Annotated in this window: 21 protein-coding genes and 1 pseudogene; 8 read left to right on the top strand and 14 right to left on the bottom strand. The window is 67.2% G+C overall.

The features are described 5' to 3' along the window. Window positions 1-17 precede the first annotated feature (17 nt). Both K6L26_RS11945 and K6L26_RS11940 read left to right on the top strand, forming a co-directional pair. Window positions 18-1199 carry a serine hydrolase domain-containing protein gene (locus K6L26_RS11945; RefSeq protein ID WP_019345234.1) on the top strand — a complete coding sequence of 394 codons (1182 nt, stop codon included), beginning with the start codon at window positions 18-20 and terminating at the stop codon, window positions 1197-1199. A gap of 51 nt (window positions 1200-1250) precedes the next feature. Next, entirely contained in the window at window positions 1251-2066 is an 816-nt protein-coding gene (locus tag K6L26_RS11940) for a DUF1542 domain-containing protein (protein ID WP_019345235.1), read from the top strand. 23 nt (window positions 2067-2089) lie between these two features. On the opposite strand, the gene K6L26_RS11935 is transcribed toward K6L26_RS11940, so the two are convergent. Genes K6L26_RS11935 through K6L26_RS11920 form a run of 4 tightly spaced genes read right to left on the bottom strand, consistent with a single transcriptional unit; the run spans window position 2090 to window position 5666 of the window. Beyond that, window positions 2090-3775, bottom strand: a complete 1686-nt coding sequence (locus K6L26_RS11935; RefSeq protein ID WP_019345236.1) for a cation:proton antiporter — start codon at window positions 3773-3775, stop codon at window positions 2090-2092. A gap of 37 nt (window positions 3776-3812) precedes the next feature. After that, window positions 3813-4607 carry an Fpg/Nei family DNA glycosylase gene (locus K6L26_RS11930; protein ID WP_047038285.1) on the bottom strand — a complete coding sequence of 265 codons (795 nt, stop codon included), beginning with the start codon at window positions 4605-4607 and terminating at the stop codon, window positions 3813-3815. Window positions 4608-4610: 3 nt separating this feature from the next. After that, window positions 4611-5090 carry a ribose-5-phosphate isomerase gene (locus tag K6L26_RS11925; protein ID WP_019348553.1) on the bottom strand — a complete coding sequence of 160 codons (480 nt, stop codon included), beginning with the start codon at window positions 5088-5090 and terminating at the stop codon, window positions 4611-4613. Between the two features lie 18 nt (window positions 5091-5108). Further along, window positions 5109-5666 carry a TetR/AcrR family transcriptional regulator gene (locus K6L26_RS11920; RefSeq protein WP_019348554.1) on the bottom strand — a complete coding sequence of 186 codons (558 nt, stop codon included), beginning with the start codon at window positions 5664-5666 and terminating at the stop codon, window positions 5109-5111. Between the two features lie 82 nt (window positions 5667-5748). Here K6L26_RS11920 and K6L26_RS11915 point away from each other — a divergent pair, with 82 nt between their 5' ends. Further along, window positions 5749-6675 (top strand): aldo/keto reductase, encoded by a 927-nt coding sequence (locus K6L26_RS11915; protein ID WP_043370785.1) that lies wholly within the window; start codon window positions 5749-5751, stop codon window positions 6673-6675. Here K6L26_RS11915 and K6L26_RS11910 read toward each other — a convergent pair. The 4 genes and pseudogenes from K6L26_RS11910 to K6L26_RS11895 form a co-directional block, all read right to left on the bottom strand. Beyond that, on the bottom strand, window positions 6628-7587 hold the full coding sequence (locus K6L26_RS11910) for an isopenicillin N synthase family dioxygenase (RefSeq protein WP_019348556.1): 960 nt from the start codon (window positions 7585-7587) through the stop codon (window positions 6628-6630). The two genes, K6L26_RS11915 and K6L26_RS11910, sit on opposite strands and share 48 nt — an antisense overlap. Next, window positions 7584-8025, bottom strand: a pseudogene (locus tag K6L26_RS11905) (nucleoside deaminase). Before K6L26_RS11905 ends, K6L26_RS11910 begins: the two are co-directional and overlap by 4 nt. After that, complete coding sequence (locus K6L26_RS11900) at window positions 8022-9419, bottom strand: purine-cytosine permease family protein (protein WP_019348558.1); 1398 nt, start codon at window positions 9417-9419, stop codon at window positions 8022-8024. The pseudogene K6L26_RS11905 and the gene K6L26_RS11900 overlap by 4 nt, the downstream one beginning before the upstream one ends. A gap of 67 nt (window positions 9420-9486) precedes the next feature. After that, window positions 9487-10095, bottom strand: coding sequence for a mycothiol-dependent nitroreductase Rv2466c family protein (locus tag K6L26_RS11895; RefSeq protein ID WP_019348559.1), 609 nt, complete (start codon window positions 10093-10095; stop codon window positions 9487-9489). A gap of 281 nt (window positions 10096-10376) precedes the next feature. On the opposite strand from K6L26_RS11895, the gene K6L26_RS11890 reads away from it, so the two are divergent. The 3 genes from K6L26_RS11890 to K6L26_RS11880 all read left to right on the top strand — a co-directional run bounded on the left by K6L26_RS11890 (window position 10377) and on the right by K6L26_RS11880 (window position 13838). Next, the gene (locus K6L26_RS11890; protein WP_019348560.1) at window positions 10377-10775 is read left to right on the top strand and encodes a DUF732 domain-containing protein; all 399 of its coding nucleotides are present in this window, start codon (window positions 10377-10379) and stop codon (window positions 10773-10775) included. A 38-nt stretch (window positions 10776-10813) separates the two neighbouring features. Beyond that, window positions 10814-13405 (top strand): aminopeptidase N, encoded by a 2592-nt coding sequence (gene pepN / locus K6L26_RS11885; RefSeq protein WP_019348561.1) that lies wholly within the window; start codon window positions 10814-10816, stop codon window positions 13403-13405. A 91-nt stretch (window positions 13406-13496) separates the two neighbouring features. Then, entirely contained in the window at window positions 13497-13838 is a 342-nt protein-coding gene (locus tag K6L26_RS11880) for an HNH endonuclease (RefSeq protein WP_019343679.1), read from the top strand. Window positions 13839-13932: 94 nt separating this feature from the next. Here the strand turns inward: K6L26_RS11880 and K6L26_RS11875 are convergent, their stop codons facing one another. From K6L26_RS11875 to K6L26_RS11865, 3 genes are read right to left on the bottom strand one after another with little or no spacing between them, the layout of a single operon-like run. Further along, window positions 13933-14403, bottom strand: coding sequence for a DUF5130 domain-containing protein (locus K6L26_RS11875; protein WP_019343680.1), 471 nt, complete (start codon window positions 14401-14403; stop codon window positions 13933-13935). After that, the gene (gene ctaJ, locus K6L26_RS11870; RefSeq protein WP_036393491.1) at window positions 14390-14623 is read right to left on the bottom strand and encodes an aa3-type cytochrome oxidase subunit CtaJ; all 234 of its coding nucleotides are present in this window, start codon (window positions 14621-14623) and stop codon (window positions 14390-14392) included. Before ctaJ ends, K6L26_RS11875 begins: the two co-directional genes overlap by 14 nt. Before the next feature lie 59 nt (window positions 14624-14682). After that, window positions 14683-15327 carry an HNH endonuclease gene (locus K6L26_RS11865; RefSeq protein ID WP_036393489.1) on the bottom strand — a complete coding sequence of 215 codons (645 nt, stop codon included), beginning with the start codon at window positions 15325-15327 and terminating at the stop codon, window positions 14683-14685. A gap of 144 nt (window positions 15328-15471) precedes the next feature. Here K6L26_RS11865 and K6L26_RS11860 point away from each other — a divergent pair, with 144 nt between their 5' ends. After that, a complete protein-coding gene (locus tag K6L26_RS11860; RefSeq protein ID WP_019343683.1) occupies window positions 15472-15876 on the top strand; it encodes a globin in 405 nt (134 codons plus the stop codon). A gap of 1 nt (window position 15877) precedes the next feature. Further along, window positions 15878-17425: a glycoside hydrolase family 13 protein gene (locus K6L26_RS11855; protein WP_221853161.1), complete on the top strand. Its 1548-nt coding sequence runs from the start codon at window positions 15878-15880 to the stop codon at window positions 17423-17425. 247 nt (window positions 17426-17672) lie between these two features. Here the strand turns inward: K6L26_RS11855 and K6L26_RS11850 are convergent, their stop codons facing one another. From K6L26_RS11850 to K6L26_RS11840, 3 genes are read right to left on the bottom strand one after another with little or no spacing between them, the layout of a single operon-like run. Then, the gene (locus K6L26_RS11850; RefSeq protein WP_221853160.1) at window positions 17673-18329 is read right to left on the bottom strand and encodes a DUF8010 domain-containing protein; all 657 of its coding nucleotides are present in this window, start codon (window positions 18327-18329) and stop codon (window positions 17673-17675) included. Further along, window positions 18326-18733, bottom strand: coding sequence for an acyl-CoA thioesterase (locus tag K6L26_RS11845; RefSeq protein ID WP_036393481.1), 408 nt, complete (start codon window positions 18731-18733; stop codon window positions 18326-18328). The genes K6L26_RS11850 and K6L26_RS11845 overlap by 4 nt, the downstream gene beginning before the upstream one ends. Next, window positions 18730-23586 carry an NAD-glutamate dehydrogenase gene (locus K6L26_RS11840; RefSeq protein ID WP_435405362.1) on the bottom strand — a complete coding sequence of 1619 codons (4857 nt, stop codon included), beginning with the start codon at window positions 23584-23586 and terminating at the stop codon, window positions 18730-18732. The genes K6L26_RS11845 and K6L26_RS11840 overlap by 4 nt, the downstream gene beginning before the upstream one ends. Window positions 23587-23679: the final 93 nt, after the last annotated feature.

Below are 23679 nucleotides of genomic sequence, written 5' to 3'. Positions count from 1 at the left end.
GCTGTGCAGGGAGACGAATGCCCGCAACGACCGTCATCGCAGGCACCTGCGCACCGGAATTCACCCGGGTGCGCGATGCCTTCGAGGACAACTTCGCCCACCGTCGGGAGGTGGGCGCCGCGGTCGCGGTGTGGGTCGAGGGTGATCTGGTGGTCAACCTCTGGGGCGGCTCGGCCGATGCGGCAGGCACCCGACCGTGGCAACAGGACACCCTGGCCAGCGTGTATTCCGGCTCCAAAGGTCTGGCCAGCACCTGCATCCATCTGTTGGCCGACCGCGGCGAGATCGACCTCGACGCTCCGGTAGCCCGCTACTGGCCTGAGTTCGGCCAGGCCGGCAAACAGGACATCACGATCGCGATGGTGCTGGGTCACCGCTCCGGCGTGATCGGCCCGCGCGAACCGATGGACTGGCAGCAGGTCACGGACTGGGACACGGTGTGCGCTCGGATCGCCGCCGCGACGCCATGGTGGCCGCCGGGCAGCGCGCAGGGCTATCAGGTGGTGACGTTCGGGTTCATTCTCGGCGAGATCGTGCGCCGGGTCACGGGCCGCACCATCGGTCACTATCTACGCACCGAGGTCGCCGAACCGCTGGGCGCCGACGTCCACATCGGCCTGCCCGCCTGGCAGCATCACCGGTGCGCGGAGATGGTGAACAAGCCATCGGTACGCAGCCTGCTGGCCGACAATCAGGTCGACCGACCGCCTGCCTCCCTCGACGAGCATCCGATGGCCGGTTGGGCGGTGTCGATGGACTTCGTGCCGGACGACGAATTGGGTGTGCAGGCACTTGATGCGTGGCGTGCGGCGGAGTTCCCGAGCACCAACGCGCACGTGTCGGCGCTCGGCATGGCGACGTTCTACAACGCGTTGGCCCAGGAAAAGCTGCTGACCCGCGAACACATGGAACGCTGTCGGGTTTCGCAGGGCGGTTTCGACGTCGACGTGGTGCTCGGAGCCCGCGTCGCCGACCACGGCTGGGGTCTGGGCTACATGCTCAACCAGCGCGGTGTGGCGGGGCCGAACACCGGCATCTTCGGGCATGGCGGGTCGGGTGGCTCGTTCGCGTTCGTGGACCTGGAGCACCGGATCGGCTACGCGTACGTGATGAACTATTTCGACGCCACCAAGTGCAATGCCGACCCGCGGACGGTGGCGCTGTCCAACGAGGTGTACTCCGCTCTCGGCGTAATTTGAGTTCCCTTCGAGAACCCGGAAGCACCATTTCCCGTCGGTACGCTGGACGCCATGAACGGCGTCTTGCTGGTCCTCATCATCCTGGTCATCGGCGCGATCGCGTTCGCCGTCTACAGCTCGTCGCAAGCCAACGGCCGCCGTTCGGCGGAGTCCCTGGCCGACGCCAAGGCTGACGCGCGCCGGCTGATCGAACGTCTCGGCGGGCAGGTGCTCAACCTGACCGGTACCGACGATGCCTCCAAGCAGGCGCTTGCCGACGCTTCCGAGCGGTACACCGCCGCATCCTCACAGATCGATCAGGCCACCACCGCCAAGCAGGCCGCACTGGCCAAGGAGAGCGCCATCGAGGGGCTCTACTACGTGCGCGCGGCCCGTACCGCGATGGGCATGGACCCCGGCCCCGAGCTGGAGGCGTTGGCCGGGCAGCAGTCGGCCGGCACGGTCACCGAGGACCGTCGGGTCAACTTCGAGGGCCGCGAGATCGAGGCCTCCCCGACGCCGTCGCAGCGCACCCCGAACTACTACCCCGGCGGCCGCGTGGCCGGCCGACCGGTGCCCGCCGGCTGGTACTCCGAACCGTGGTGGAAGCCGGCCCTGGTGGCCGGCGCCTGGGGCCTGGGCTCGGTCCTGCTGTTCGACGCGATGTTCTCCGGTATGCACGGGGTCAACTACGGCGCCCAGGGCTTCGAAAGCGGTTACGGCGACGGCTATTCCGACGGGTTCGCCGCGGGTCAGGATTCGGGCGGGTTCGACGGTGGCGATGCCGGCGGCGGCGACTGGGGCGGCACCGACGCCAGCGGTTGGGACGGCGGCGGCTTCGACGGCGGCGGCTTCGGCGACTTCGGCGGTGATTTCGGGGGCTTCTGATCCCCTGCCGAGCAGACGCAACCTCAGAGGCGGCTCTCCAAGCGGGCGGACACCCCGGCCTCCTGCAGGTCGAGGCGCTCGAGCATGGCCCGCACGGCCTCATCCTCGATCCGGCCCTCGTCGCGCTCGGCGATCAGTGCACCGCGTTGCGCCGCGAGCACATCGCGGTACAGGCCCGAGAACACCGCGGCCCGCTTGGTCAGCGCCTCGGGGTCGGGCATCTCGTCGGCGTCCTGCGAATGCCGGGCGATCACCGCGCGAATCTCGGCCACCAGCCCGGGATCCAAACCTTCGGGCGGGTCTGCCTCGAACGCATCGAGCACCTCGTCGGCCGCATCGTGCACCACCCGCTCGGCCTTGAGTTCCTCCTCCCGGTCGGCGGCGTGGTCGTCGCAGAACCGGGACAGGTTCAGCCGGCGGATCAGCAGCGGCAGGGTCCAGCCCTGGATCAGCAGGGTGCCCACGCTCACCACGAACGCGATGGCCTGGATGGTGGCGCGTTCCGGGAACGGTTCGCCGCCGGCGGTGGTGGCCGGAATCGCAGCGGCCGCCGCCAATGTCACCACGCCGCGCATGCCGGTCCAGGACACCACGAGGTTCTCGCGCCAGCTCAGCGAGCGACGGTCGATCATTCTGCGCCAGCGCGCCTTGGGTTTTCGGTTACGCCGGCCGAGTGCGCCGCGGGCGCCGTCGGGCACCGGCACACTGAACTTGCTCTCCACGTGCCGGGACAGCTTGTTACGCCCGAACATCAGGAACACCGACAGCGGGCGGATCACCAGCACGATGAGCAACACGATCACCGAGGCCACCGCGACGACGGCCAGTGACTCGTGAGCTTCGTTGAGGTCTTGCAGCACGAACCGCAGATGCAGCCCGATGTAGGCGAATACGAACGCTTCGAGCAGCACGTCCAGCGAGTTCCAGACGTAACGCTCCTGCAGCCGGGTCTGGTACCCCGCGCCCATCGCGCCGTTGCCTACTACAAAGCCCGCGACCACCACCGCCAGCACGCCCGAGGCATGCAACTCCTCGGCGGTGATGAACGCGGCGAACGGAACCACCAAGCCCTGCACCGTTTCCAGGCCGGGGTTGTCCAGATGCTTGCGGATCCACAGCGTCAGATAACCCAGGAGCGCACCGACCAGCGGGCCGACGGTGGCGCTGTACCCGAACAGCAGGAACGGATTCTCGATGAAGGTGTGGCTGCCGGCCACCTGGGCCACCGCGATGGAGAACAGAGTCAGTGCGGCGGCGTCGTTGATCAGGCTCTCGCCGGTGAGGATCGCCATCACCCGTTTGGGCAGACCGAGTTTGCGGCCGACGGCCACGGCGGTCACCGCGTCGGGAGGCGCGACAATTGCGCCGAGCACGAGCGCCAGCCCGAAGGTCAACGGCACCAACACCAACCACGATGACACCGCGGCCACCGCGAAGGCGGTCACGACCACCAGTCCGACGCCGAGGCCCAAGATCGGGCGGATGTTGCGGAAGAAGGTCGGGAAAGAGAAGTCGAGGGCGGCTGAATACAGCAGCGGCGGCAGCACGACCGTCAGCAGGATGTGGGAATCGAGTTCGGGGGGTTCGAAGCCGGGAAGGAACGACACCAGGCTGCCGATCACCACGATGATCAGGGCGGGTTCCTGACCGCGCCGATGTGCGGCTGCGGTGACGAGGATGGCTCCGACGACGACGAGGATCAATTCCACCCGGTGATTGTCCCGTGTCCGCGTCAGCGGCGCGCAGTCACACCTGGCAGCCGGGGCACCAGAACAGGTTGCGGCCCTCCAGTTCTGCGGTGCGGACTGCTGCGCCGCAGACTCGACACGGCTCGCCGGGCCGGCGGTAGACGTAGGTGCGCGGCCGCCCGGGTCCGTAGGAAGGAGCGCCGTGATCGTGCTGGGGGCGCACGACGACGATCTTGCCGCGGCGCACGCCGACCTTCATCAATTCGACGAGATCGGTCCACATGGCGCTGAATTCGGCTTGCCCGACATGCGTGCCGGGCCGGTATGGGTCGATGTGATGGCGGAACAGCAACTCGCTGCGGTACACGTTGCCGACCCCGGCGATCACCGACTGGTCCATCAGAAGCGCACCAATTGACCTGCGCGACTTGCTGATTCGGGCCCAGGCCAGGCCGGGGTCGGCATCCTTGCGCAGCGGGTCGGGACCGAGCCGCGCCACGACGTCGCCGATTTCGGGTTCGGTGATCACCTCGCACACGGTCGGGCCGCGCAGGTCCGTGCCGTATTCGGTGCCGACGATGCGCATCCGCACCGCACCGACCGGCAGCCCGAGTGGGACCGGGGCCTCGGTGAAGGTTCCGTAGAGGCCGAGGTGGATGTGTACGACGTGACCGCCGGCGTAGTGATGGAACAGGTGTTTGCCCCAGGCGTCGGCCCTTCGGAACACCTGGCCGTTGACCGCGGCCGCACCGTCGGTGAAGCGGCCCTGCGGGCTGGACACCACCACCGGCGCCCGGCCGAATCGCTTCTGGTGCAGCCGGGCCAGCCGGTGCAGGGTGTGCCCCTCGGGCATGGGTCAGGCAGGCGCGCCGGGAACCGGCGGAGCTACATGGTCCTTCTCGTAGGCGGCGAGGATGTCGATGCGGCGCTGGTGGCGCTCGGCCTCGGACCACGGTGTCGACAGGAACGCGTCGACGATCGCCAGCGCCTCCTCCTCGGTGTGCATGCGACCACCCAGGCCCATCAGCTGCGCGTTGTTGTGCTCGCGGGCCAGCTTGGCCGTCTCGACGCTCCAGGCCAGGGCGCAGCGGGCGCCGGGCACCTTGTTCGCGGCGATCTGTTCACCGTTGCCGGAGCCACCGAGCACGATGCCCAGGCTGCCCGGGTCGGCGACGGTCTTGACTGCGGCATCGATGCAGAACGCCGGGTAGTCGTCATCGGCGTCATAGGTGTAGGCGCCGCAGTCGATCGGCTCGTGGCCGGTCTTCTTGAGGTGCTCGATGATGGTCTGCTTGAACTCGAATCCGGCGTGGTCGGCACCGATGTAAACGCGCATGTCGGTAACCCTAACGCGTCATCTGTTCGCCACAGCACCAGCTCGGATACCCGCCAGCAGCAGATCGAGCATGCGCTGCGCCTGCTCGGGTGAACCGGTGGCCAGGAAAATTCCGAGCAGGCTCGACACCACATCTTCGGCCCGCACGTCAGCGCGCAGGCTGCCATCGGTGACGCCGGCATCGAGCAGGCTCTGCACCGCGCCGGTGACGCTGGCCTTGGTGTCGCGGTGGTCGACCGCCCCCGATTCGAAGATGGCGCGCAGCGATTCGGCCATGCCCTTCTTGGCGGCGACGAAGGTCGCGTAGCGGTCCATCCAGCGGCGCAGCGCCACCGGCGGCGGGTACCGGCCGGCCAGGTCTGCGGCGGACGCGGAGACCTCGGCCAGCTCGGCGCGGTAGACCGCCTCGATCAGGGCCTCGCGATTGGGGAAGTGCCGGTAGAGCGTTCCGATACCCACACCGGCGTCGCGGGCGATGGCTTCCAGCGAGACAGGTCCGTCCGAACCGGCGAACGCGGCTGCGGCGGTCGTGAGCAGGCGCTCTCTGTTGCGCCGCGCGTCAGCCCGTTCAGCCATAGCGGAGGCACCTCCGTTTTGCTAGCCTACGAAGCGGAGGATCCTCCGCATCGCTGTCAGTATGACATTCCAGGAGCACAGCATGACCACATCGCACCCCGGCGGAACCGGCGCCATCGGCGAACACACGGTGGCGCGGATCGGCTACGGCGCCATGGGACTCGGGCCTGAGGTCCCCCACGACGACGCCACCGCGGTGTTGCGCCGCGCGGTCGAACTCGGCGTCAACCACATCGACACCGCGTCCTTCTATGCCGACGGCGTGGTGAACCGCCGCATCCGCGACGCGCTCGCGCCCTACGCCGAGGATCTGCTGATCGTCAGCAAGGTCGGCGCCCGTCCGGCCACGGGGCCGGTCCCGCTGGCACTTGCCCAGCATCCGGCCGATCTCCGCGCGGCCGTCGAACTGGACTTGGCCGGTCTCGGACTGGACCAGATTCCGGTCGTGAACCTGCGCCGCGCCGACCTCGGCCCCGGCCTGATCGCCGAAGGCGACCAGATCGTCGACCTCGACGACCAGCTGGCCGAGATGATCACGCTGCGCGACGAGGGCAAGATCGGCGCGATCGGCATCAGCAACGTCGACCTGGCGACTCTGCGCCGCGCACTGCCCGCCGGAATCGTGTGCGTGCAGAACGCCTACAGCCTGCTCAACCGCAGCCATGAGGACGAACTGGCACTCTGCCGAGCAGAAGGCATCGCGTGGGTCCCGTTCTTCCCCCTCGGCTCGGCGTTCCCCGGATTCCCGAAGGTCGCCGAAAACGCTGTGGTGCAACGGATCGCCGCGGAAATCGGTGCCAGCGGCGCACAGGTCGGGCTGGCCTGGCTGCTCGCCCATGCGCCCAACACCATGCTGATCGCCGGAACCGCGTCGATGCCCCACCTGGAGGAGAACCTCGCGGCCGGCAACATCACACTGAGCCGGCGGCACCTGGCCGAGCTCGACGGAATCGACGCGCAGTTACCCCAGGGTGATGGCGTCCAGGCGTTCCTTGATGAAGGCCGATGACGTCACGGGCTCCAGGCCCACGGCCTTGCCGATGGGCGGTTCCAGCGGGGTGACCAGCGCATCGTGGTTCGCCTCGTAGAAGTAGATCAGCGAAACCAGGTCTTCTTCAGGTGCCTGCGGCTGTGGCGGCAGCACGCGGTGGCGGCCCGACGGCCAACGCCGGCCACTCCAATACTCCAACAGGTCGCCGATGTTGACGGTGAGCGACCCCGGCTCCCACGGCGCGTCTTCCCAGCCCTCCTGCTCGGAGTAGACCTGCAGTCCCCCGGCGCCCGGTTCGCGATCGAGGACGGTCACCGTGCCGAAGTCGGTGTGCGGGCCGATGCGGAACTGGCCCGGCTCGGGCTCCCCCACCACGCTGACCGGCGGATAGTGGTTGATGTTCATGGTCCAGGTCGGCCGATTCGCCAGGGCGACAAAAGGATTGACGGGAAGCCCGAGGGCGTGGGCGAACAGGGCCAGCAGGTCGTCGGACACCTTCCGCATCGCGGCGGTGTACTCGTCGACCAATGCCTGTAGCGCGGGCACTTCGGCCGGCCACACGTTGGGCGCAAACCAGATCCGGTCGACGTCGGGATCGCCCGTCGCCGTTTCGGCACCCAGGCTGTAGCTCTCCTTCAGGTCCGGCGGCGTCTCGGTGCCTTCGGCGTAGCCGTTGGCTTCGGCGCCCGGCCCGATCCAGCCGTGACCGCCGACGGGTACCGAGTAACGCTGCTTGACGGAGTCGGGCAGCGCGAAGAACTCCCGGCTGGCGGCCCGAACCTTGGCAGCGAGGTCGGGGGCAACGCCGTGGCCGGTGACGACGATGAACCCGGCGCGCTGCAGCCCGGCATCCACCTCGGCGGCAACCGCGTCGGCCTCGGCGCCGCCGGCGTACCAGCGCGACATGTCCACAGTGGCAATGGCACTCATTCGCCGATATCCTCCGCCCAGAGATCCGGTCGCTCAGCGATGAATTCCTCCATCATCGTCACGCAGCGGTCGTCGTCGAGCACGGTAACGGCCACCCCGTGCTCGGCCAGCCAGTCGTGACCGCCGGTGAAGGTCCGGCTTTCGCCGATCACCACGGCGCCGATGTTGAATTGGCGGACCAGGCCGCTGCAATACCAACACGGCGAGAGCGTCGTCACCATGATCGTGGACCGGTAGCCGCGCTTGCGGCCGGCGGCACGGAAGGCGTCGGTCTCGGCGTGAATCGACGGGTCGTCGTTCTGCACGCGCCGGTTGTGCCCGGCTCCCAGCAGTGTGCCGTCCGAACCGAACAGGGCCGCGCCGATGGGAATCCCCCCCTTCGGCCAGACCTTTTCGCGCTTCGCCGACGGCGACGTCGAGCATCTGTTCGGGGGTCATGCGGTCACCGCCCGATCCGCGGTGAGTTTGGACCGGCACAGCACGAGGTAGCAGGCACCGGCGATGAGGAATCCGACGAAGAACGTGATGTCGCCCAACTGTGGAATCTCACGCGCGATGTAGCCGACGAACTTCGTCTGGTTGCAGAACAACGTCACCGACACCACCAGCCCGATGAGGAACGACACCAGGCCGGGCCAGTTGGTGTAGGTCCGGTCGTAGAGGAAATGCGCGACGGGCGCGTCGCCACGTAGGTACTCGTCGGCGAACACCACGCCGAGCCACGGTCCAATCCAGTACGCGATGATCAGCAGGAACGCCTCGTAGCTCGCCGCGGCGTCGGCCAGCGCCCACCAGGCGATGAGGAATCCGACCACCCCGAAGAATGCGGTCGCCAGGGCGCGGGCGATGTGATGTGGCAGCTTGATCCCGATCGTCACGAAAGCCATTGCGCCCGAATAGATGTTGATCGCATTGGCCGCGACCGCTCCGATCGCGATGGCCAACAGGGTCAGGCTGGCCAGCCACGGGGCCAGCTCCGAAGTGAACGCCGTCGTCGGATTGTCCGAAACCGCGGGGCCGATCGTCACCGAGGCCGCACCCACGGTCTGCAGCACCATGCAGGACACGAACAACCCTGCGGCAGCGAAGAATCCGGTGCGCGGACCGGCCTCGGACCGCGGTAGGTAGCGCGTGTAGTCGGCGGCGTACGGCGCCCACCCCGCGACGTAGCCGAACGCGGTGCCCACGGTCAGCAGGAACCCACCCATGCCGCCGACACCCCCGCTCACCGCGGGCGCGCCGAGGTCGGCCTTGGTCAGGATCACCACCGAGGTGATCGCGAAGATCACCGCGAGCACCGGGAAGGCCCACCGCTCGAACGCCTGAACCAGGTTGTGCCCGAACACCGCCAGCGCGGTCTGCACCACGACCACGAGCACGAGGGCCAGTACCGGCGCGATACCGAACAGCGTGGAGAGCGCAAACGCGCCACTGACGCTGTTGGTGGCGAACCACCCGATGCCCGCGGTGACCGTCATCAGCAGCGAGGGCACAGCATTGCCCTTGAAGCCGAACGCCAGCCGCCCCAACACCATCTGCGGGACACCGTGCAGCGGGCCGCGTTTGGACAGGAAGTAGTGTGCGAGCGCGCCCAGACCGGTGCCGATGCCCAGGCCGGCCACCGCCTGCCAGAACGTCATGCCGTAGACCGAGACGGCCAGCACGCCGAGGAAGATCGTGGCGAATTCCAGGTTCGGCGACGTCCAGGTCCAGAACAATTGACTGGGTTTTCCGTGCCGGTCGGCCTCGGCGATGTGTTCGTTACCGCCCGGCTCGACCACGGCGATTCGGTCCCGGTAGGAACCGTCGGTACTGGGCTCAGCCGCTGTCATGCGTACACCGTGGCGTGAGCCGCGGTGTTACGCAACTGGAATCGCGATTTTGGGTGCGGTTCACCCCTCAGTCGAACTGAGGAGCCTCCGTGCGGGACCGCTTGAGCTCCCAGAAATGCGGGTACGACGCGAACGTCACCGACGCATCCCAGAGTTTGCCGGCTTCTTCGCCGCGCGGGATCTTCGAGAGCACCGGGCCGAAGAACGCGACACCGTTGACGTGGATGGTCGGTGTGCCGACGTCGTCGCCGACGGCGTCCATACCCGCGTGATGGCTCTTGCGCAGCGCCTCGTCGTACTTGTCCGTGGTGGCCGCCTCGGCCAGTTCGGCGGGCAGGCCGACCTCCTCGAGCGATTGGGCGATCACCTGGTCGAGGTCTTTGTTGTCCTGATTGTGAATCCGGAACCCCATCGCGGTGTAGAGCGGCCCGAGGATCTCCGGACCCTTGAGCTGTTCGGCGGCGATCGCCACCCGGACCGGACCCCATGCCTTCTTCATCAGTTCCTGATAGTTCTCCGGCAGGTCGCGGCCCTCGTTGAGAACCGCCAGGCTCATGACGTGGAACTGCACGTCGACGTCGCGGACCTTCTCGACTTCGAGAATCCAGCGCGAGGTGATCCAGCACCACGGGCACAGCGGGTCGAACCAGAATCCGGCGACATCTTTCTGAGCCATCTATGCGTCCTCTCGATGTGGTTCAGGGCACAACTGCTCCCCAGCACAACTGTGTACCCACATCGGGATGTTCCCGAGACGAGTAACTATCCGGGGATTGTTTACGACAACCTTGGTGGCATGCATGTCCGGCATGCATGCTGAAGTCACGGCAGCAGCACAGGAAACGCATAGTGCGCGAATTTTTATCGAAGCGTGTTGTTCCTGTGACCCTGGTAAACCACTGTTGCCCGAGTGAGCAGAGCGATATAAGGGTTCTGCGTGATAGCTGAGGAGCTCATATGTCCGCTCGTCCCATCCTGGCGGCAGCAGGCGCCATCGCCGCCGCCCTCGCCCTGGCAGTCCCCGCGCAGGCGGATCCGGTCCCGGCCGATCCGACCGACAACTCGTTCCTCGACGCCCTGAACACGGCCGGGGTCAATTACGGCGACCCCAACGCCGCCGTCCAGATGGGCCAGGACGTGTGTCCGATGCTGGTCGAGCCCGGGAAGGACTTCGCGTCGGTGGCTTCCCAGATGCGCGGCGACGGCGGCATGTCCCCCCAGATGGCGTCGTTCTTCACCGGCATCGCGATCCAGATGTACTGCCCGCAGATGATGTCGTCGATCAGTGACGGTTCGATCCTGAACAACCTCGGTGCGCTGAACGGACTCGCCGGGATCGCCGGCTTCCCGCAGTAGCCCGGGTCCCGCCGACGTCCAGCCACTAGGTTGGACGGGTGGCACTTCCCAATCTCACTCGCGATCAGGCCGTCGAGCGCGCAGCGCTGGTCACTGTCGACAACTACCGCGTCGTGCTCGACCTCACCGACGGCAACGGCAAACCCGGCGAACGCACCTTCCGGTCCACCACGACTGTGACGTTCGACGCCCTCGCCGGCGCCGATACCTTCATCGACCTTGCTGCCGACACCGTACGCAGCGCGACGCTCAACGGCGTCGCCCTGGATGTCTCCGTCTATGACGAGTCGACGGGCATCGCGCTGTCCGGTCTGGACACGCACAACGTCCTGGTGGTCGACGCCGACTGCCTGTACTCCAACACCGGCGAGGGTTTGCACCGGTTCGTCGATCCGGTCGACGACGAGGTCTACCTGTACTCGCAGTTCGAGACCGCCGACGCCAAGCGGATGTTCGCCTGCTTCGACCAGCCCGACCTGAAGGCCACGTTCGACGTGCAGGTCACCGCGCCGTCGCATTGGCAGGTGATCTCCAACGGTGCGACGGTCAGCAGCGAGGCCCACGGGGCGGCCACCGTGCACACCTTCGCCACCACCCCGAAGATGAGCACCTACCTGGCGGCGTTGATCGCCGGTCCGTACGCGGTGTGGCGCGACTCCTATTCCGACGCCCACGGCGAGATTCCCCTCGGCATCTTCTGCCGGGCCTCGCTGGCCGAATTCATGGACGCCGACCGGCTTTTCACCGAGACCAAGCAGGGTTTCGGCTTCTACCACGCCAATTTCGGCACGCCGTACGCCTTCGGCAAGTACGACCAGCTGTTCGTGCCCGAGTTCAACGCGGGTGCCATGGAAAATGCCGGCGCCGTGACCTTCCTCGAGGATTACGTCTTCCGGTCCAAGGTGACCCGGGCGTCCTACGAGCGCCGCGCCGAGACCGTGCTGCACGAGATGGCACACATGTGGTTCGGCGACCTGGTCACGATGCAGTGGTGGGACGACCTGTGGCTCAACGAGTCCTTCGCGACGTTCGCGTCGGTGCTGTGCCAGGCCGAGGCCACCGAATACGACACGGCCTGGACCACCTTCGCGAATGTGGAGAAGTCCTGGGCCTACCGGCAGGACCAGCTGCCCTCGACCCATCCGGTCGCCGCCGACATCCCCGACCTGGCCGCCGTCGAGGTGAACTTCGACGGCATCACCTACGCCAAGGGCGCCTCGGTGCTCAAGCAGCTGGTGGCCTACGTCGGGCTCGAAGAGTTCCTGTCGGGACTTCGGGACTACTTCCGCGACCACGCGTTCGCGAATGCGACGTTCGGTGATCTGCTTGGCGCGCTGGAGAAGTCGTCGGGACGTGATCTTTCCGGCTGGGGCCGGCAATGGCTCAAGACCACCGGTTTGAACACGCTGCGGGCTGACTTCGACGTCGACGATTCCGGTGCGTTCACCCGGTTCGCCATCGCCCAGTCGGGTGCGGCACCGGGCGCCGGGGAGACCCGGGTGCACCGGCTGGCCGTCGGTATCTATGACGACGACCCAGCCGGCTCCGGCAAGCTCGTCCGGGTCCACCGCGAAGAGCTGGACGTCGAAGGCCCGATCACGGATGTGCCTGCGCTGGTAGGTGTTTCGCGCGGGAAGTTGATCCTGGTCAACGACGACGACCTGACCTACTGCTCGCTGCGGCTCGACCCGGCGTCGCTGCAGACGGTGCTGTCACGGATCGCCGACATCGCCGATCCGCTCCCCCGCACGCTGGCGTGGTCGGCGGCCTGGGAGATGACCCGCGAAGCCGAGATGAAGGCCCGCGACTTCGTCGCCCTGGTGATGAGCGGAGTGCACGCCGAGACCGAGGTCGGTGTCGCGCAGCGGTTGCTCATGCAGGCACAGACCGCACTGAGCTCCTACGCCGATCCTGCCTGGGCGATCGAGAACGGCTGGCCCGCGTTCGGTGACGCATTGCTCGATCTGGCCGGCACGTCCGCACCGGGTTCTGATCACCAACTCGCGTTCGTCAATGCGCTGTGCGCTTCGGTCCTGTCGCCGAACCACGTCGCAGTGCTGTCGACCCTGCTCGACAACGAGCCGGCCGCGGTGAACCTGCCGGGCCTGGTGATCGACACCGATCTGCGCTGGCGGATCGTGACCGCGCTGGCCCGCTCCGGCGAGATCGATGCTGACGGGCCCGAGACGCCGTTCATCGACGCCGAGGCCGAGCGCGACCCCACGGCCGCCGGCAAGCGTCACGCCGCCGCGGCCTCGGCGGCCCGGCCGCAGGACGAGGTGAAGTCCGCGGCGTGGGAGCAGGTCATCGAGGACGACACGATCGCCAACATCACCACCCGCGCGATCGTCGGCGGATTCGTCCAACCCGGCCAGTCCGAACTGTTGGCGCCGTTCACCACCCGCTACTTCGCCGCGATCTCGGGAGTCTGGGAGCGGCGGTCCAGCGAGGTCGCCCAGACCGTGGTGATCGGGCTGTACCCGTCGTGGGACATCAGCCAGAACGGGCTCGACGCGGCGGATGCGTTCCTGTCCGATCCCGAGGTGCCGCCCGCGCTGCGCCGCCTGGTGGTCGAGGGACGTGCCGGTGTGGAGCGCTCGCTACGCGCCCGCGCCTTCGACGTCAGCTAACCCGCCTGCACCGCGAGCGTGCGTGTCTGCTGCCCGACACGCCGTGCCTGAGCAGCATTCTGCGCACGCTCGCGGGCCATACGCTGTGCCGATGGCGGTCAGCAGAACCCGCGCGGCCCGGGCCGCCCGCAAGCGCAAGCGCCGGATGGACCTCGTGGTCCATGACCTCACCGATGAACAATGGGCAGCCATCCAGGCCGCGTGGGGCGGGTGCGCCTACTGCCGCAGCACGACGGGTCCGTTCCAGAAGGACTGCGTCATGGCCATCTCGCGCGGCGGGCGCTACACCGTGGACAACGTCGTGCCGGCGTGCGGTTCCTGCAACGCCAGCAAGTGCAACTTCGAGGTGAGCACCTGGATGCGGCGCAAACGGCTGGACGAGCGTGCGTTCTTGACGCGCTATGTGGAGATTCGCAACGAGCTGGTGGGTTGACCGTGGGTCGACCCCACAAACGCCGACCGCGAGCGGCGTGTCAGACAGCAGACACGCACGCTCGCGGTGTTAGGTCGCGGTGCTAGGTACTGATTCAGGCAGGTGAAACGCCGGCCGACAGCACGCGCACAGCGCTGATCAGACCGTCGATGAGGTTGCCTTCCTTGAAGGACGCGGCAGCTGCCGAGACACCCAGCGGGGCGGCCTCCTCGATGCCACGGCCCTTGACGTCGGCGCCGTAGACCACCTCGATCGCGTGCTGGTCAGGCGAGACCGCGAGCAGCACCGCGTTGTTCGGGGTCGGGACCTTCGCCAGGATCTCGCGCGCGGTGGCCGCGGTGTCCGCACCCAGCGGGCCGATGTAGACGGCGAACCGGGCCTTGGCCGCCCGCGAGCCGTACTTCAACGCGTCGTCGAGGACGACGAGATCCATCGTCGGGAACGGGTAGTGCACCGACAGCTCACCGGGCTCGGTGACACCGGAGATCCGGCCGCTGTAGGTCAGCGCGTAGCCGTAGGGCAGGTCGACGTCTTTCGTCGCGACTGCGACTTCACCACTTGCCACTTGCGCCGCCTCCGATCGTCACGCCGTGCGAATCATGCCCGCCATGCCCGTGGTCCTGCGGCTCCTCGGCAGCCCACAGGATGGGCTCGTGGGTCCACGGATCGGACATCTTGTAGGTGGCCGGGTGCGGTCCCTTACGGGTCAGGTAGATCAACGCCAAGACCACGAACAACACCAGCGGAACCCCTCCGAGGAGGGAATGGGTAAGTGCTGTGCTCACGCGCAAACCGTATCAGCCGCAATGCGCCGGCGCGCCGAGAGTGCCCGGCAAGTCGGGCCTCAGGCCGCACCCTCGCCGAGATAGCGCACCCAGGCCGGGTCGAGCTCCTTGATCGTCGACAACAGCCGCCAATGCTGCCCCTTCGGTGGCATCGGCACACATCGCAGTGACCAGCCCAGTTCGGCCAGCAACCGGTCGGCCTTACGGTGATTGCACGGTCCGCACGCGGCCACGCAGTTCTCCCAGGAATGCTCGCCGCCGCGGCTGCGGGGAATCACGTGATCGACCGTGTCGGCCCGCCCACCGCAGTACGCGCAGCGGAACCGGTCACGATGCATGAGCGCGGCGCGGGTCATCGGGATGCGGGCTCGGTAGGGCACCCGCACGAAGGTGCGCAGCCGGATCACCGAGGGCACCACGATGGTCCGGGTGGCCGAGTGGATGACCGGTCCCGACGGGTCGTCATGTACGACGTCGGCCTTGCCGCACATCACCATGATCACCGCACGCCGCAGGGGAAGCGCGGTCAGCGGTTCATACGTGGAGTTGAGCAGCAGGACCCGGCGGCGCCCCCACAGGGACGCGTCCGGCGCGGCGGTCGGAAGGATTTCGACGCTGTGCAGCGGGCGATTGGGCACATGGGGTCCCGATGGGCCGGGTATGTGGCCGGTCCGTCGCATATGGCTTTTTTTGCTGTGCGCCATGGAGCCTCCGAGGAGACAGTCCACCACGGATCACCGCAATACGCACGAAAATTCTTCGGGTGTTCGCAGGTCAGTCCAATGAACATGAGGTGACAAGACGGCCGTGACCGGCCCCGACGTGCCTTCAGGCCACAATGGACCACAATGAGTGACGTGACACAGGTGCAGCGATCTTTCTACGACGAAGTCGGGGGCCACGAGACGTTCGCAGCGATCGTGTCAAGGTTCTACCAACTGGTGCGCGAGGACGAGATCCTGCTGCCGCTGTACCCCGAGGACGATATCGACGGCGCCGAGGAACGGCTGCGGATGTTCCTTGAGCAGTACTGGGGCGGCCCGAGGACGTACTCCGACCAGCGTGGCCACCCCCGGCTGCGGATGCGGCACGCCCCGTTCCGGATCGGCTACCTCGAACGCGACGCCTGGCTGCGCTGCATGCACACCGCGGTGGCCTCGATCGACTCGCAGACACTCGACGACCCGCACCGGCGCGCGCTGCTGGACTACCTGAACATGGCCGCGGACTCGATGGTGAACTCGGCGTTCTGACATGCGCCGGTGGTGGGCAGACGCGGTGTTCTACCAGGTCTATCCCCGCTCCTTCGCCGACAGCGACGGCGACGGGGTCGGTGACCTCGACGGGGTCGGTGCCAGGCTGGATTACCTGGCCGCACTCGGCGTCGACGCGTTGTGGCTCAACCCGGTGATGGTGTCGCCGATGGCCGATCACGGCTATGACGTCGCCGACCCCCGCGACGTCGATCCCCTGTTCGGCGGTCTGGATGCGCTGGACAGGCTGCTCGCCGCCGCCCACGACCGCGGCATCCGGATCACCATGGACCTGGTCCCCAACCACACCAGCTCGGCACACCCGTGGTTCGTCGAGGCGCTGGCGGATCCGTGGAGGCGCGACCGCTACATCTTCCGCGACGGCCGCGGCCCCCGCGGTGACGCACCACCCAACAACTGGGTGTCGGTGTTCGGCGGGCTGGCCTGGACCCGCGTCACCGAGCCCGACGGCTCGCCGGGCCAGTGGTATCTGCACCTGTTCGACCCGGCCCAGCCCGACCTGAACTGGAACCACCCCGAGGTGTTCGAGGACCTGGAGAAAACGCTGCGGTTCTGGTTGGACCGCGGGGTCGACGGATTTCGCATCGACGTGGCCCACGGCATGGCCAAGCCGCCCGAGTTGCCCGACATGGCGGTCACCGACACCGCACTGCTGCGCAACAGTGACGACGACCCGCGGTTCGACAACGACAGCGTGCACGACATTCACCGGTTCATCCGCACGGTATTGGACGACTATCCCGACGCGGTTGCCGTCGGTGAGGTGTGGGTGCACGGCAATGAGCGCTTCGCCCGGTATCTGCGTCCCGACGAGCTGCATCTGGGCTTCAATTTCCGTCTGGTGCAAGCCGATTTCGACGCCGGGGCGGTCCACGATGCGATCGACAACGCGGTCGCCGCGGCCAACCTTGCCGGAGCGACGCCGACCTGGACGCTGTCCAACCACGACGTGGAACGTGAGGTCACCCGCTATGGCGGCGGCGCCCGCGGGTTGGCCCGGGCACGGGCGATGGCCCTGGTGATGCTGGCGTTGCCGGGAGCGGTGTTCGTCTACAACGGTGAGGAACTCGGGCTACCCAATGTCGATCTGCCCGACGAGGTGCTGCAGGATCCGGTGTGGGAACGCTCGGGTCACACCGAACGCGGGCGCGATGGCTGCCGGGTGCCGATGCCGTGGTCCGGAAATGCGCCGCCGTTCGGGTTCTCCTCGACCGCCGACACCTGGCTGCCGATGCCCGCCGAGTGGGCGGCGTTGACGGTGCAGCGTCAACAAGTGGACCCGTCGTCGACGCTGCAGTTCTACCGCAGGGCGATCGAACTGCGCGCCGGGCGTGCTGAATTCACCGGCAGCCGCATCGAACTGACCACCGCCGACGACGTGCTGACGTTGCGACGCGAAGGCGGACTGACGTGTGTGCTCAACACAGGCAGCGAGCCGGCGCCGTTGCCGCCCGGCCAGATTCTGCTGAGCAGCGCGGAGTTCATCGCCGGCAGTCTGCCTCCGGATGCCGCCGCCTGGATTGTCTGAGCCGGTCCGGTTCGCCTTTGCTCGCCGGACCGCGCCCGCCCACTGTCACGCCAGAGTGACGCTCGGGCTCGGCAGCCACTCTGGCGTGACAACGCGGCGATAGCTCGGCCCGTCCGGCCACTCTGGCGTGACGCTCGGGCTCGACAGCCACTCTGGCGTGACAAAGCGCCGGGCCGAGGCGTGACAAAGCGCCCGGCCGAGGCGGGACAAGCGCCGCGCCGAGTCGGGATCAGGACAACGCGCGAATTCAGCCCAGGATCAGAGCGGCACTGTCGCGGCGGCGGTACACCGACCCGAACCTCGCATCGATGCGTAGCCAGGACGGATGGGCGCGGACCCGGACGATCTCGTCCGCACTGACCTCGTTGCCGGTCTGCGGCAGAAAACCCATGGCGGTCAACGCGAATACGCACCGCATGGGCACGCCTACGGTGAAATCACCTGAACTGACGGCAATCACCTCTTGATCCAGCAGCGACGACGGGGGGCCATGGGCGCTGCCGTGCTCACGGGCCAATGCAGCGCCCTGCTGGGCCAGATCGAGCATCACCCGTGCGGGCACGTCGTCGAGGTGGACGAATCCGTCGTCGGGCGGTAGCCCACCGCGCCAGGATGAGTCCATCGGGAAGCCGGGGTCGACGTATCCCTCTCCGGCAGCGGACAATCCGGCGACCAGCGCGTCGGCCCCCGCGGACAGATCCGACGGACGCACGCGTCCGGACACCACCCGGCTGGCCAGCACCTCCAACCCGGTCGCCACCCAGGCCACGGTCCGCCCGCCGGCGCGCTCCCTCAACCGCACCACCGCGGCGTCGTCCAATCGCAGTGCACGGTCGAGGAACGTCGCGAGATCCCTACGGTCGCGCGGATCGTCGATCCATAGACCGCGCTCCGGGGCGGTCATCGCAGATGGCTCTCCAGGTAGCCGCGCTGCTCTGCGGTCAGACGTTCCAGTCGTTGCTCGGCGATGTGAACGGCGGCGAGCTGTGTCTCGCCGATCACGGACGGCTTGGAGTCGGGGGCGGCATTCACCGAGCGCACCTCATAGCCGATGGTGAAATCGACCGCGCGCACCCGCTTGGACCACATGGTCACCTGCAGCGGTGAATCCACCAGCCGCAACTGACCCTTGTAGGAGATGTTGACCTCGGCGATCAGCAGTCCGATGGTGTCGATCGTTGGGCCGAAGGGCTCACGCAGAAACGGAATCCGGGCCTCTTCGAGAATCGTCACCATGGTGGCGTGGTTGATGTGCTGGTACATGTCGATGTCCGACCAGCGCACATGCACCGGCGTTGTAAAACTCACGCAGTCGTTCCCGTTCCACTCGTTCGTGTCATGCTGCGGATCTGGCGCGCTGCCACAGACAGCGTCGCCAGGTCCTGTTCACCATCTTGGTATATCTCGGTCAGCGTGCGGCGGGCACGGGTCACCCGGGAGCTGTTGGTCAGCTCCCACTCGGCGATCTTCTCCTCGCCGGTTTCGTCGGGTTCGCCGACCGCCAGCACGTCGAAGCACAGTGCGCGCAGTGAACCGTAGATGTCATCGCGGATTGCCAACCGCGCCAAGGAATGCCATCGGTCGTCCCGGCCGAGCCGCGACACCGCGGTGAGCAGGCCGTCGGCGCCGAGGCGATCCATCAGTGCGAAATAGGTGTCGGCCACCTCGGCGGCATCACGGTCCACGATGTCGGAGATGTCGATCACGTCGAGCAGGCTGTACTGGTACAGACCGGTCGCCACCGCGTACGCCAGTTCGTCGGACACGCCTTGCGCGGAGAACTCCCCCGCCTCTTTCTCGACGATGGCCTTGTCGTCACCGCGCAGCCATTGCGGCATCTGCGGCCGCAGGGCCGACACCTGGGCGGCGAACCGGTTGATCTCGGCGCCGACGGCCAGCGGCTGCGGGCGGTAGTTGAGCAGCCAGCGTCCGGCCCGGTCGACCAGCCGACGCAGATCCAGCGTCATGCGGTCGGTCACGGACACCGGCACTCCGTCGTCCGCAGCGGCGCGAATCTGTCGCCATACCTTGCCGATTCCGAAGATGGCGTCGGTGGCGACGTAGCTGCGCACCGCGTCGACGGGGCCGACGCCGACATCTTCGGTGATGCGGTAGGCATAACTGATCCCGCTCGTGTCGACGAGGTCGTTGACCAGCATGGTGGTGACGATCTCCCGACGCAGTTGGTGGCTGCGGATCTCGCTGGTGAACTGCTCTCGCAGCTTCTCCGGGAAGTACTGCGGCAGCCGGGACGCGAACACTTCCTGGTCGGGCAGGTCGCTGGCCAGCACGTCGTCCTTGAGGTTCAGCTTGACGTGGGCCATCAGGGTGGCCAATTCCGGCGAGGTCAAACCGATTCCCGCGTCGGCGCGGCGGCGGATCTCCTTCTCCGATGGCAATGCCTCCAGCTCGCGGTTTAGCCCACGGTTGGCGACGAACTCCTTGATCATCCGGGCGTGAACCGAGAGCATGCTCGCGGAGTTGGCCCGGCTGGTGCCCATCAAGTCGTTCTGATCCTTGTTGTCGGTCAGCACCAGGGTGCCGACCTCGTCAGTCATCGACAGCAGCAATTCGGTGCGTTCGTCGGGACGGACCTTGCCCGCGGTGACCAGCGAGTCGATCAGGATCTTGATGTTCACCTCATGGTCGGAACAGTCCACGCCCGCCGAATTGTCCAGCGCGTCGGTGTTTATCCGGCCGCCGGCCAGGTCGAACTCGATGCGCCCGAGGGACGTCACCCCGAGGTTGCCGCCTTCGCCGATGACCTTGGCCCGCACCTCGTTTCCGTTCACCCGGATCTGGTCGTTGGCCCGATCACCGACGTCGGCCTCGGTCTCGGCTTTGACGTAGGTGCCGATCCCGCCGTTCCACAGCAGGTCGACAGGCGCCTTGAGAATCGCCTTCATCAACGCAGGCGGGGTGAGTTCCTCTATACCACTGTCGATCCCGAGTGCCGTGCGGGCCTGGGGGCTGATCGGGATGGACTTCTGCTGGCGGCTGAACACGCCGCCGCCCTCGCTGATCAGCGTGGCGTCGTAGTCCTCCCAGCTGGAACGCGGCAGCTCGAACAGTCGCTTGCGCTCTACCCAGGACACCGCGGGGTCGGGGTTGGGGTCGACGAAGATGTGTCGGTGATCGAATGCGGCGACCAGCCGGATGTGCTTCGACAGCAGCATGCCGTTGCCGAACACGTCACCGCTCATGTCGCCGACGCCGACGACGGTGAAATCCTGGGTCTGGGTGTCCACACCCATCTCCCGGAAGTGCCGCTTCACCGACTCCCAAGCGCCCTTGGCCGTGATCCCCATGGCCTTGTGGTCGTAGCCGATCGAACCGCCGGAGGCGAACGCGTCGCCGAGCCAGAACCCGTAGGACTTCGCGACCTCGTTGGCGATGTCGGAGAACGTGGCCGTGCCCTTGTCGGCCGCGACCACCAGGTAGGCGTCCTCCCCGTCGCGCCGCACCACATCCGGTGGAGTGACGACGGCGCCGGTCCCCTTGTCGACGTTGTCGGTCACGTCGAGTAGGCCGGAGATGAAAAGCTGGTAGCACGCAACGCCTTCGGCGCGGGTCGCCTCACGGTCGACGGCGGCGTCGCCGGTCGGCTCGGGCGGCCGTTTGACCACGAACCCGCCTTTGGCCCCGACCGGCACGATGACCGCGTTCTTCACCGCCTGCGCCTTGACGAGGCCGAGGATCTCGGTGCGGAAGTCCTCACGTCGGTCCGACCAACGCAACCCGCCGCGGGCCACGAAGCCGAATCGCAGATGAACACCCTCCACCCGGGGCGAGTACACGAAGATTTCGAACTTGGGCCGCGGCAACGGCAATTCGTTGATCAGTCCGGGATTCAGCTTCATCGCCACGACGCCCCGCTGGCGGGCCGAATCAGGCTGCTGCACAAAGTAGTTGGTACGTAAGGTGGCCTGGATCAGGGTCGCGAAGGCACGCAACACCCGGTCGGTGTCGAGGCTGACCAAGGCGTCGATGTCGGCGGCCACCGCGGCAGCCGCTCCCTGAGCGTCCCGCGAACCCGCGGATTCTTCGGACGGGTCGAAGAGCGCCTCGAACAGTTGCACCAACGACCGGGTGGTGTGCGGGTTCTCGTTGACCACCGATTCGATGTGCGACTGGCTGTACGGGAAACCCGCCTGGCGCAGGTACTTCGCATAGGCACGCAGGATCACCACCTGCTGCCAGGTCAGGTCGGCACGCAGCACCAATTCGTTGAACCGGTCCACCTCGACCCACCCGTGCCAGATCGCGGTGACCGCATCGGCGAACCGCTGGGCGGTGGCCTCACGCGAAGCCGCATCCGGTTCGACCGGGATGCCGCGCTGCCGGATCACCTTGAACTGGTAGATCCAGACCGGCAGACCGTCGGCCCGGTGCACGGTGTACGGGCGCTCCTCGAGCACCACCACACCCATCGACTGCAGCATCGGCAGCAACTCGCTCAGCGAGGCGGATTGTCCGCCGAGGTACCAGGTGAGTTGAGCCGCCCCGTCCGCGCCGCCCTCGTCGAACACCAACTTCACCGAATTGTCTTGTAGCGCCTCGATGATGGCGATATCGGCGATGGCATCGGCGGGAGCGACGGCTTGTTTGTAATCGTCGGGAAACGCCGTGGCATAGTGCTCGACCGCCGCCGGGCTCAGCGCGGCGTGCGCTGCCGCGCTGGTCATGCGATCACCCCAGTTGCGGGTGGCCTCGGTCAGCAGGTCCTGGATCCGGTTCTCGTTCTCGGTGGAGGTGTCGACCGTGTGCGCAGAGGTGCCGTCGGGTAGGCGCACCGTGAAATGAACTACCGCCCAGGGTGATTCGCTCACCCTCGCCGAGTAGTCGATACTCTCGCCGCCGAGTTCGCGCACCAGGATGTTCTGCATCTCCAGCCGTACCGCTGTGGTGTAACGGTCGCGCGGCAGATACACCAGGCAGGACACGAAATGCGCCAGCTGATCCGCGCGCAGGAACAGCAGGGTACGGCGCCGCGAACCGAGGTCCACCACGGTCAGCGCCATGTCCAGCAGTTGTTTGGAACTCAACGCGAACAGTTCGGGGCGCGGGATGGTCTGGACGATGTCGCGCAGCAACTGCCCCGGATGGCTGGGGTCACGCCGCGCCATGGCCAGCGCCTCCTCGACCCGGCGCGAGATCAACGGAATCTCCAGCACATTGGCGTTCATCGCGGCCACGGTGAACAAGCCAACGAAACGGTGTTCGGCGGCGGTCGTACCGGCCCGATCGCCACCGCTGTCGCGAACCACCACGATGTAGGGATTGGCGCCGTAGCGCACATAGCTCGGCATGGTGGCCTGAGCCAGCACCATCAGATCGTCGGCGGCGGTCAGCGGCGGGAGCACATCCTCGCGCAGCTTGAGCACGCCGAGCCGACTCGACGGATCGACCGTGGCCTGCCCGTCGCTGATCGAGCATTGCTGGTAGCCCAGTAGCACGAAATGCCCGTCGGAGAGCCAGCGCAACAGCGCGGCGACATCTCTGCGGTCGGTGTTGGGAAACCGTCCCTCGACATCGGTGGCGACGTCGTTGGCCAGGGCGTGCAGCGCTGCGCCCATGGCCGCGGAGTCCATGCCTATCTGTCGCGCCTCGGCCAGGACTCCGGGCACCAGCCCGACCACTTCGGTCAGTGCCGGACCGTCAGCGGCCCCGTGGACGGGCACCAGGATCCAGCATTCGTCGACGCCGTCGACTCCGGTGGCCTCTGCGGCGGGCTGGAAATCCCGCAGTACCCCGTCGGCGTCGCGGTGCACCCGAAAGACCGGGTTCATGATGGCCGGATAGGCGATGCCGTGGCGGTGCAGCAGCACCGTCACCGAATCCACCAGCATCGCCGCCTGCTCGGTGACGATCTGCAGCGCCGGCCCGGAGTCGGCGTCACCCGCATACACGGCGACCTTCGTCTCGCCCGGTGCCCGTTGACCGCCCAACGCATAGTGGGCGGCCACCAAATCATCGGAGACCAGGCGCTCGGCCACCGCCGCCTGAGGACCGGTGGCGGCCACTCCCGGCGCGTCGGCCTGCGGAGCTCGGTAGGTGGACAGGAAAGCTTTCGCGAGCCGGTGGATCACCTCAGGTGGTGCCGGTGCGCGATCTCGATCGCTAATTCCCTGTCCCCGAAGAGCTCCCGGTTCGGCCGTCATACGGATCACTCCCTACTCACGCCCACACACCGGCACCGGTGCATGGCTGCGACATTAGTAGCGTCATCGAGCCCGCTGCGCCGTTTAGCCTGT

Source organism: Mycobacterium farcinogenes, assembly GCF_019739075.1.
GTDB lineage: Bacteria > Actinomycetota > Actinomycetes > Mycobacteriales > Mycobacteriaceae > Mycobacterium > Mycobacterium senegalense.
Note: the sequence above shows the minus strand (reverse complement) of the source record. Positions and strands in the feature narration are given on the sequence as shown.

Excerpts from the sequence above, each read along its gene's own strand:
- K6L26_RS11945 (WP_019345234.1), top strand. The coding sequence starts at position 18 with ATGCCCGCAACGACCGTCATCGCAGGCACCTGCGCACCGGAATTCACC.
- K6L26_RS11940 (WP_019345235.1), top strand. The coding sequence starts at position 1,251 with ATGAACGGCGTCTTGCTGGTCCTCATCATCCTGGTCATCGGCGCGATC.
- K6L26_RS11930 (WP_047038285.1), bottom strand. The coding sequence starts at position 4,607 with ATGCCCGAGGGGCACACCCTGCACCGGCTGGCCCGGCTGCACCAGAAG.
- K6L26_RS11925 (WP_019348553.1), bottom strand. The coding sequence starts at position 5,090 with ATGCGCGTTTACATCGGTGCCGACCACGCCGGATTCGAGTTCAAGCAG.
- K6L26_RS11920 (WP_019348554.1), bottom strand. The coding sequence starts at position 5,666 with ATGGCTGAACGGGCTGACGCGCGGCGCAACAGAGAGCGCCTGCTCACG.
- K6L26_RS11915 (WP_043370785.1), top strand. The coding sequence starts at position 5,749 with ATGACCACATCGCACCCCGGCGGAACCGGCGCCATCGGCGAACACACG.
- K6L26_RS11910 (WP_019348556.1), bottom strand. The coding sequence starts at position 7,587 with ATGAGTGCCATTGCCACTGTGGACATGTCGCGCTGGTACGCCGGCGGC.
- K6L26_RS11900 (WP_019348558.1), bottom strand. The coding sequence starts at position 9,419 with ATGACAGCGGCTGAGCCCAGTACCGACGGTTCCTACCGGGACCGAATC.
- K6L26_RS11895 (WP_019348559.1), bottom strand. The coding sequence starts at position 10,095 with ATGGCTCAGAAAGATGTCGCCGGATTCTGGTTCGACCCGCTGTGCCCG.
- K6L26_RS11890 (WP_019348560.1), top strand. The coding sequence starts at position 10,377 with ATGTCCGCTCGTCCCATCCTGGCGGCAGCAGGCGCCATCGCCGCCGCC.
- K6L26_RS11880 (WP_019343679.1), top strand. The coding sequence starts at position 13,497 with ATGGCGGTCAGCAGAACCCGCGCGGCCCGGGCCGCCCGCAAGCGCAAG.
- K6L26_RS11865 (WP_036393489.1), bottom strand. The coding sequence starts at position 15,327 with ATGGCGCACAGCAAAAAAAGCCATATGCGACGGACCGGCCACATACCC.
- K6L26_RS11860 (WP_019343683.1), top strand. The coding sequence starts at position 15,472 with ATGAGTGACGTGACACAGGTGCAGCGATCTTTCTACGACGAAGTCGGG.
- K6L26_RS11855 (WP_221853161.1), top strand. The coding sequence starts at position 15,878 with ATGCGCCGGTGGTGGGCAGACGCGGTGTTCTACCAGGTCTATCCCCGC.
- K6L26_RS11850 (WP_221853160.1), bottom strand. The coding sequence starts at position 18,329 with ATGACCGCCCCGGAGCGCGGTCTATGGATCGACGATCCGCGCGACCGT.
- K6L26_RS11840 (WP_435405362.1), bottom strand. The coding sequence starts at position 23,586 with ATGACGGCCGAACCGGGAGCTCTTCGGGGACAGGGAATTAGCGATCGA.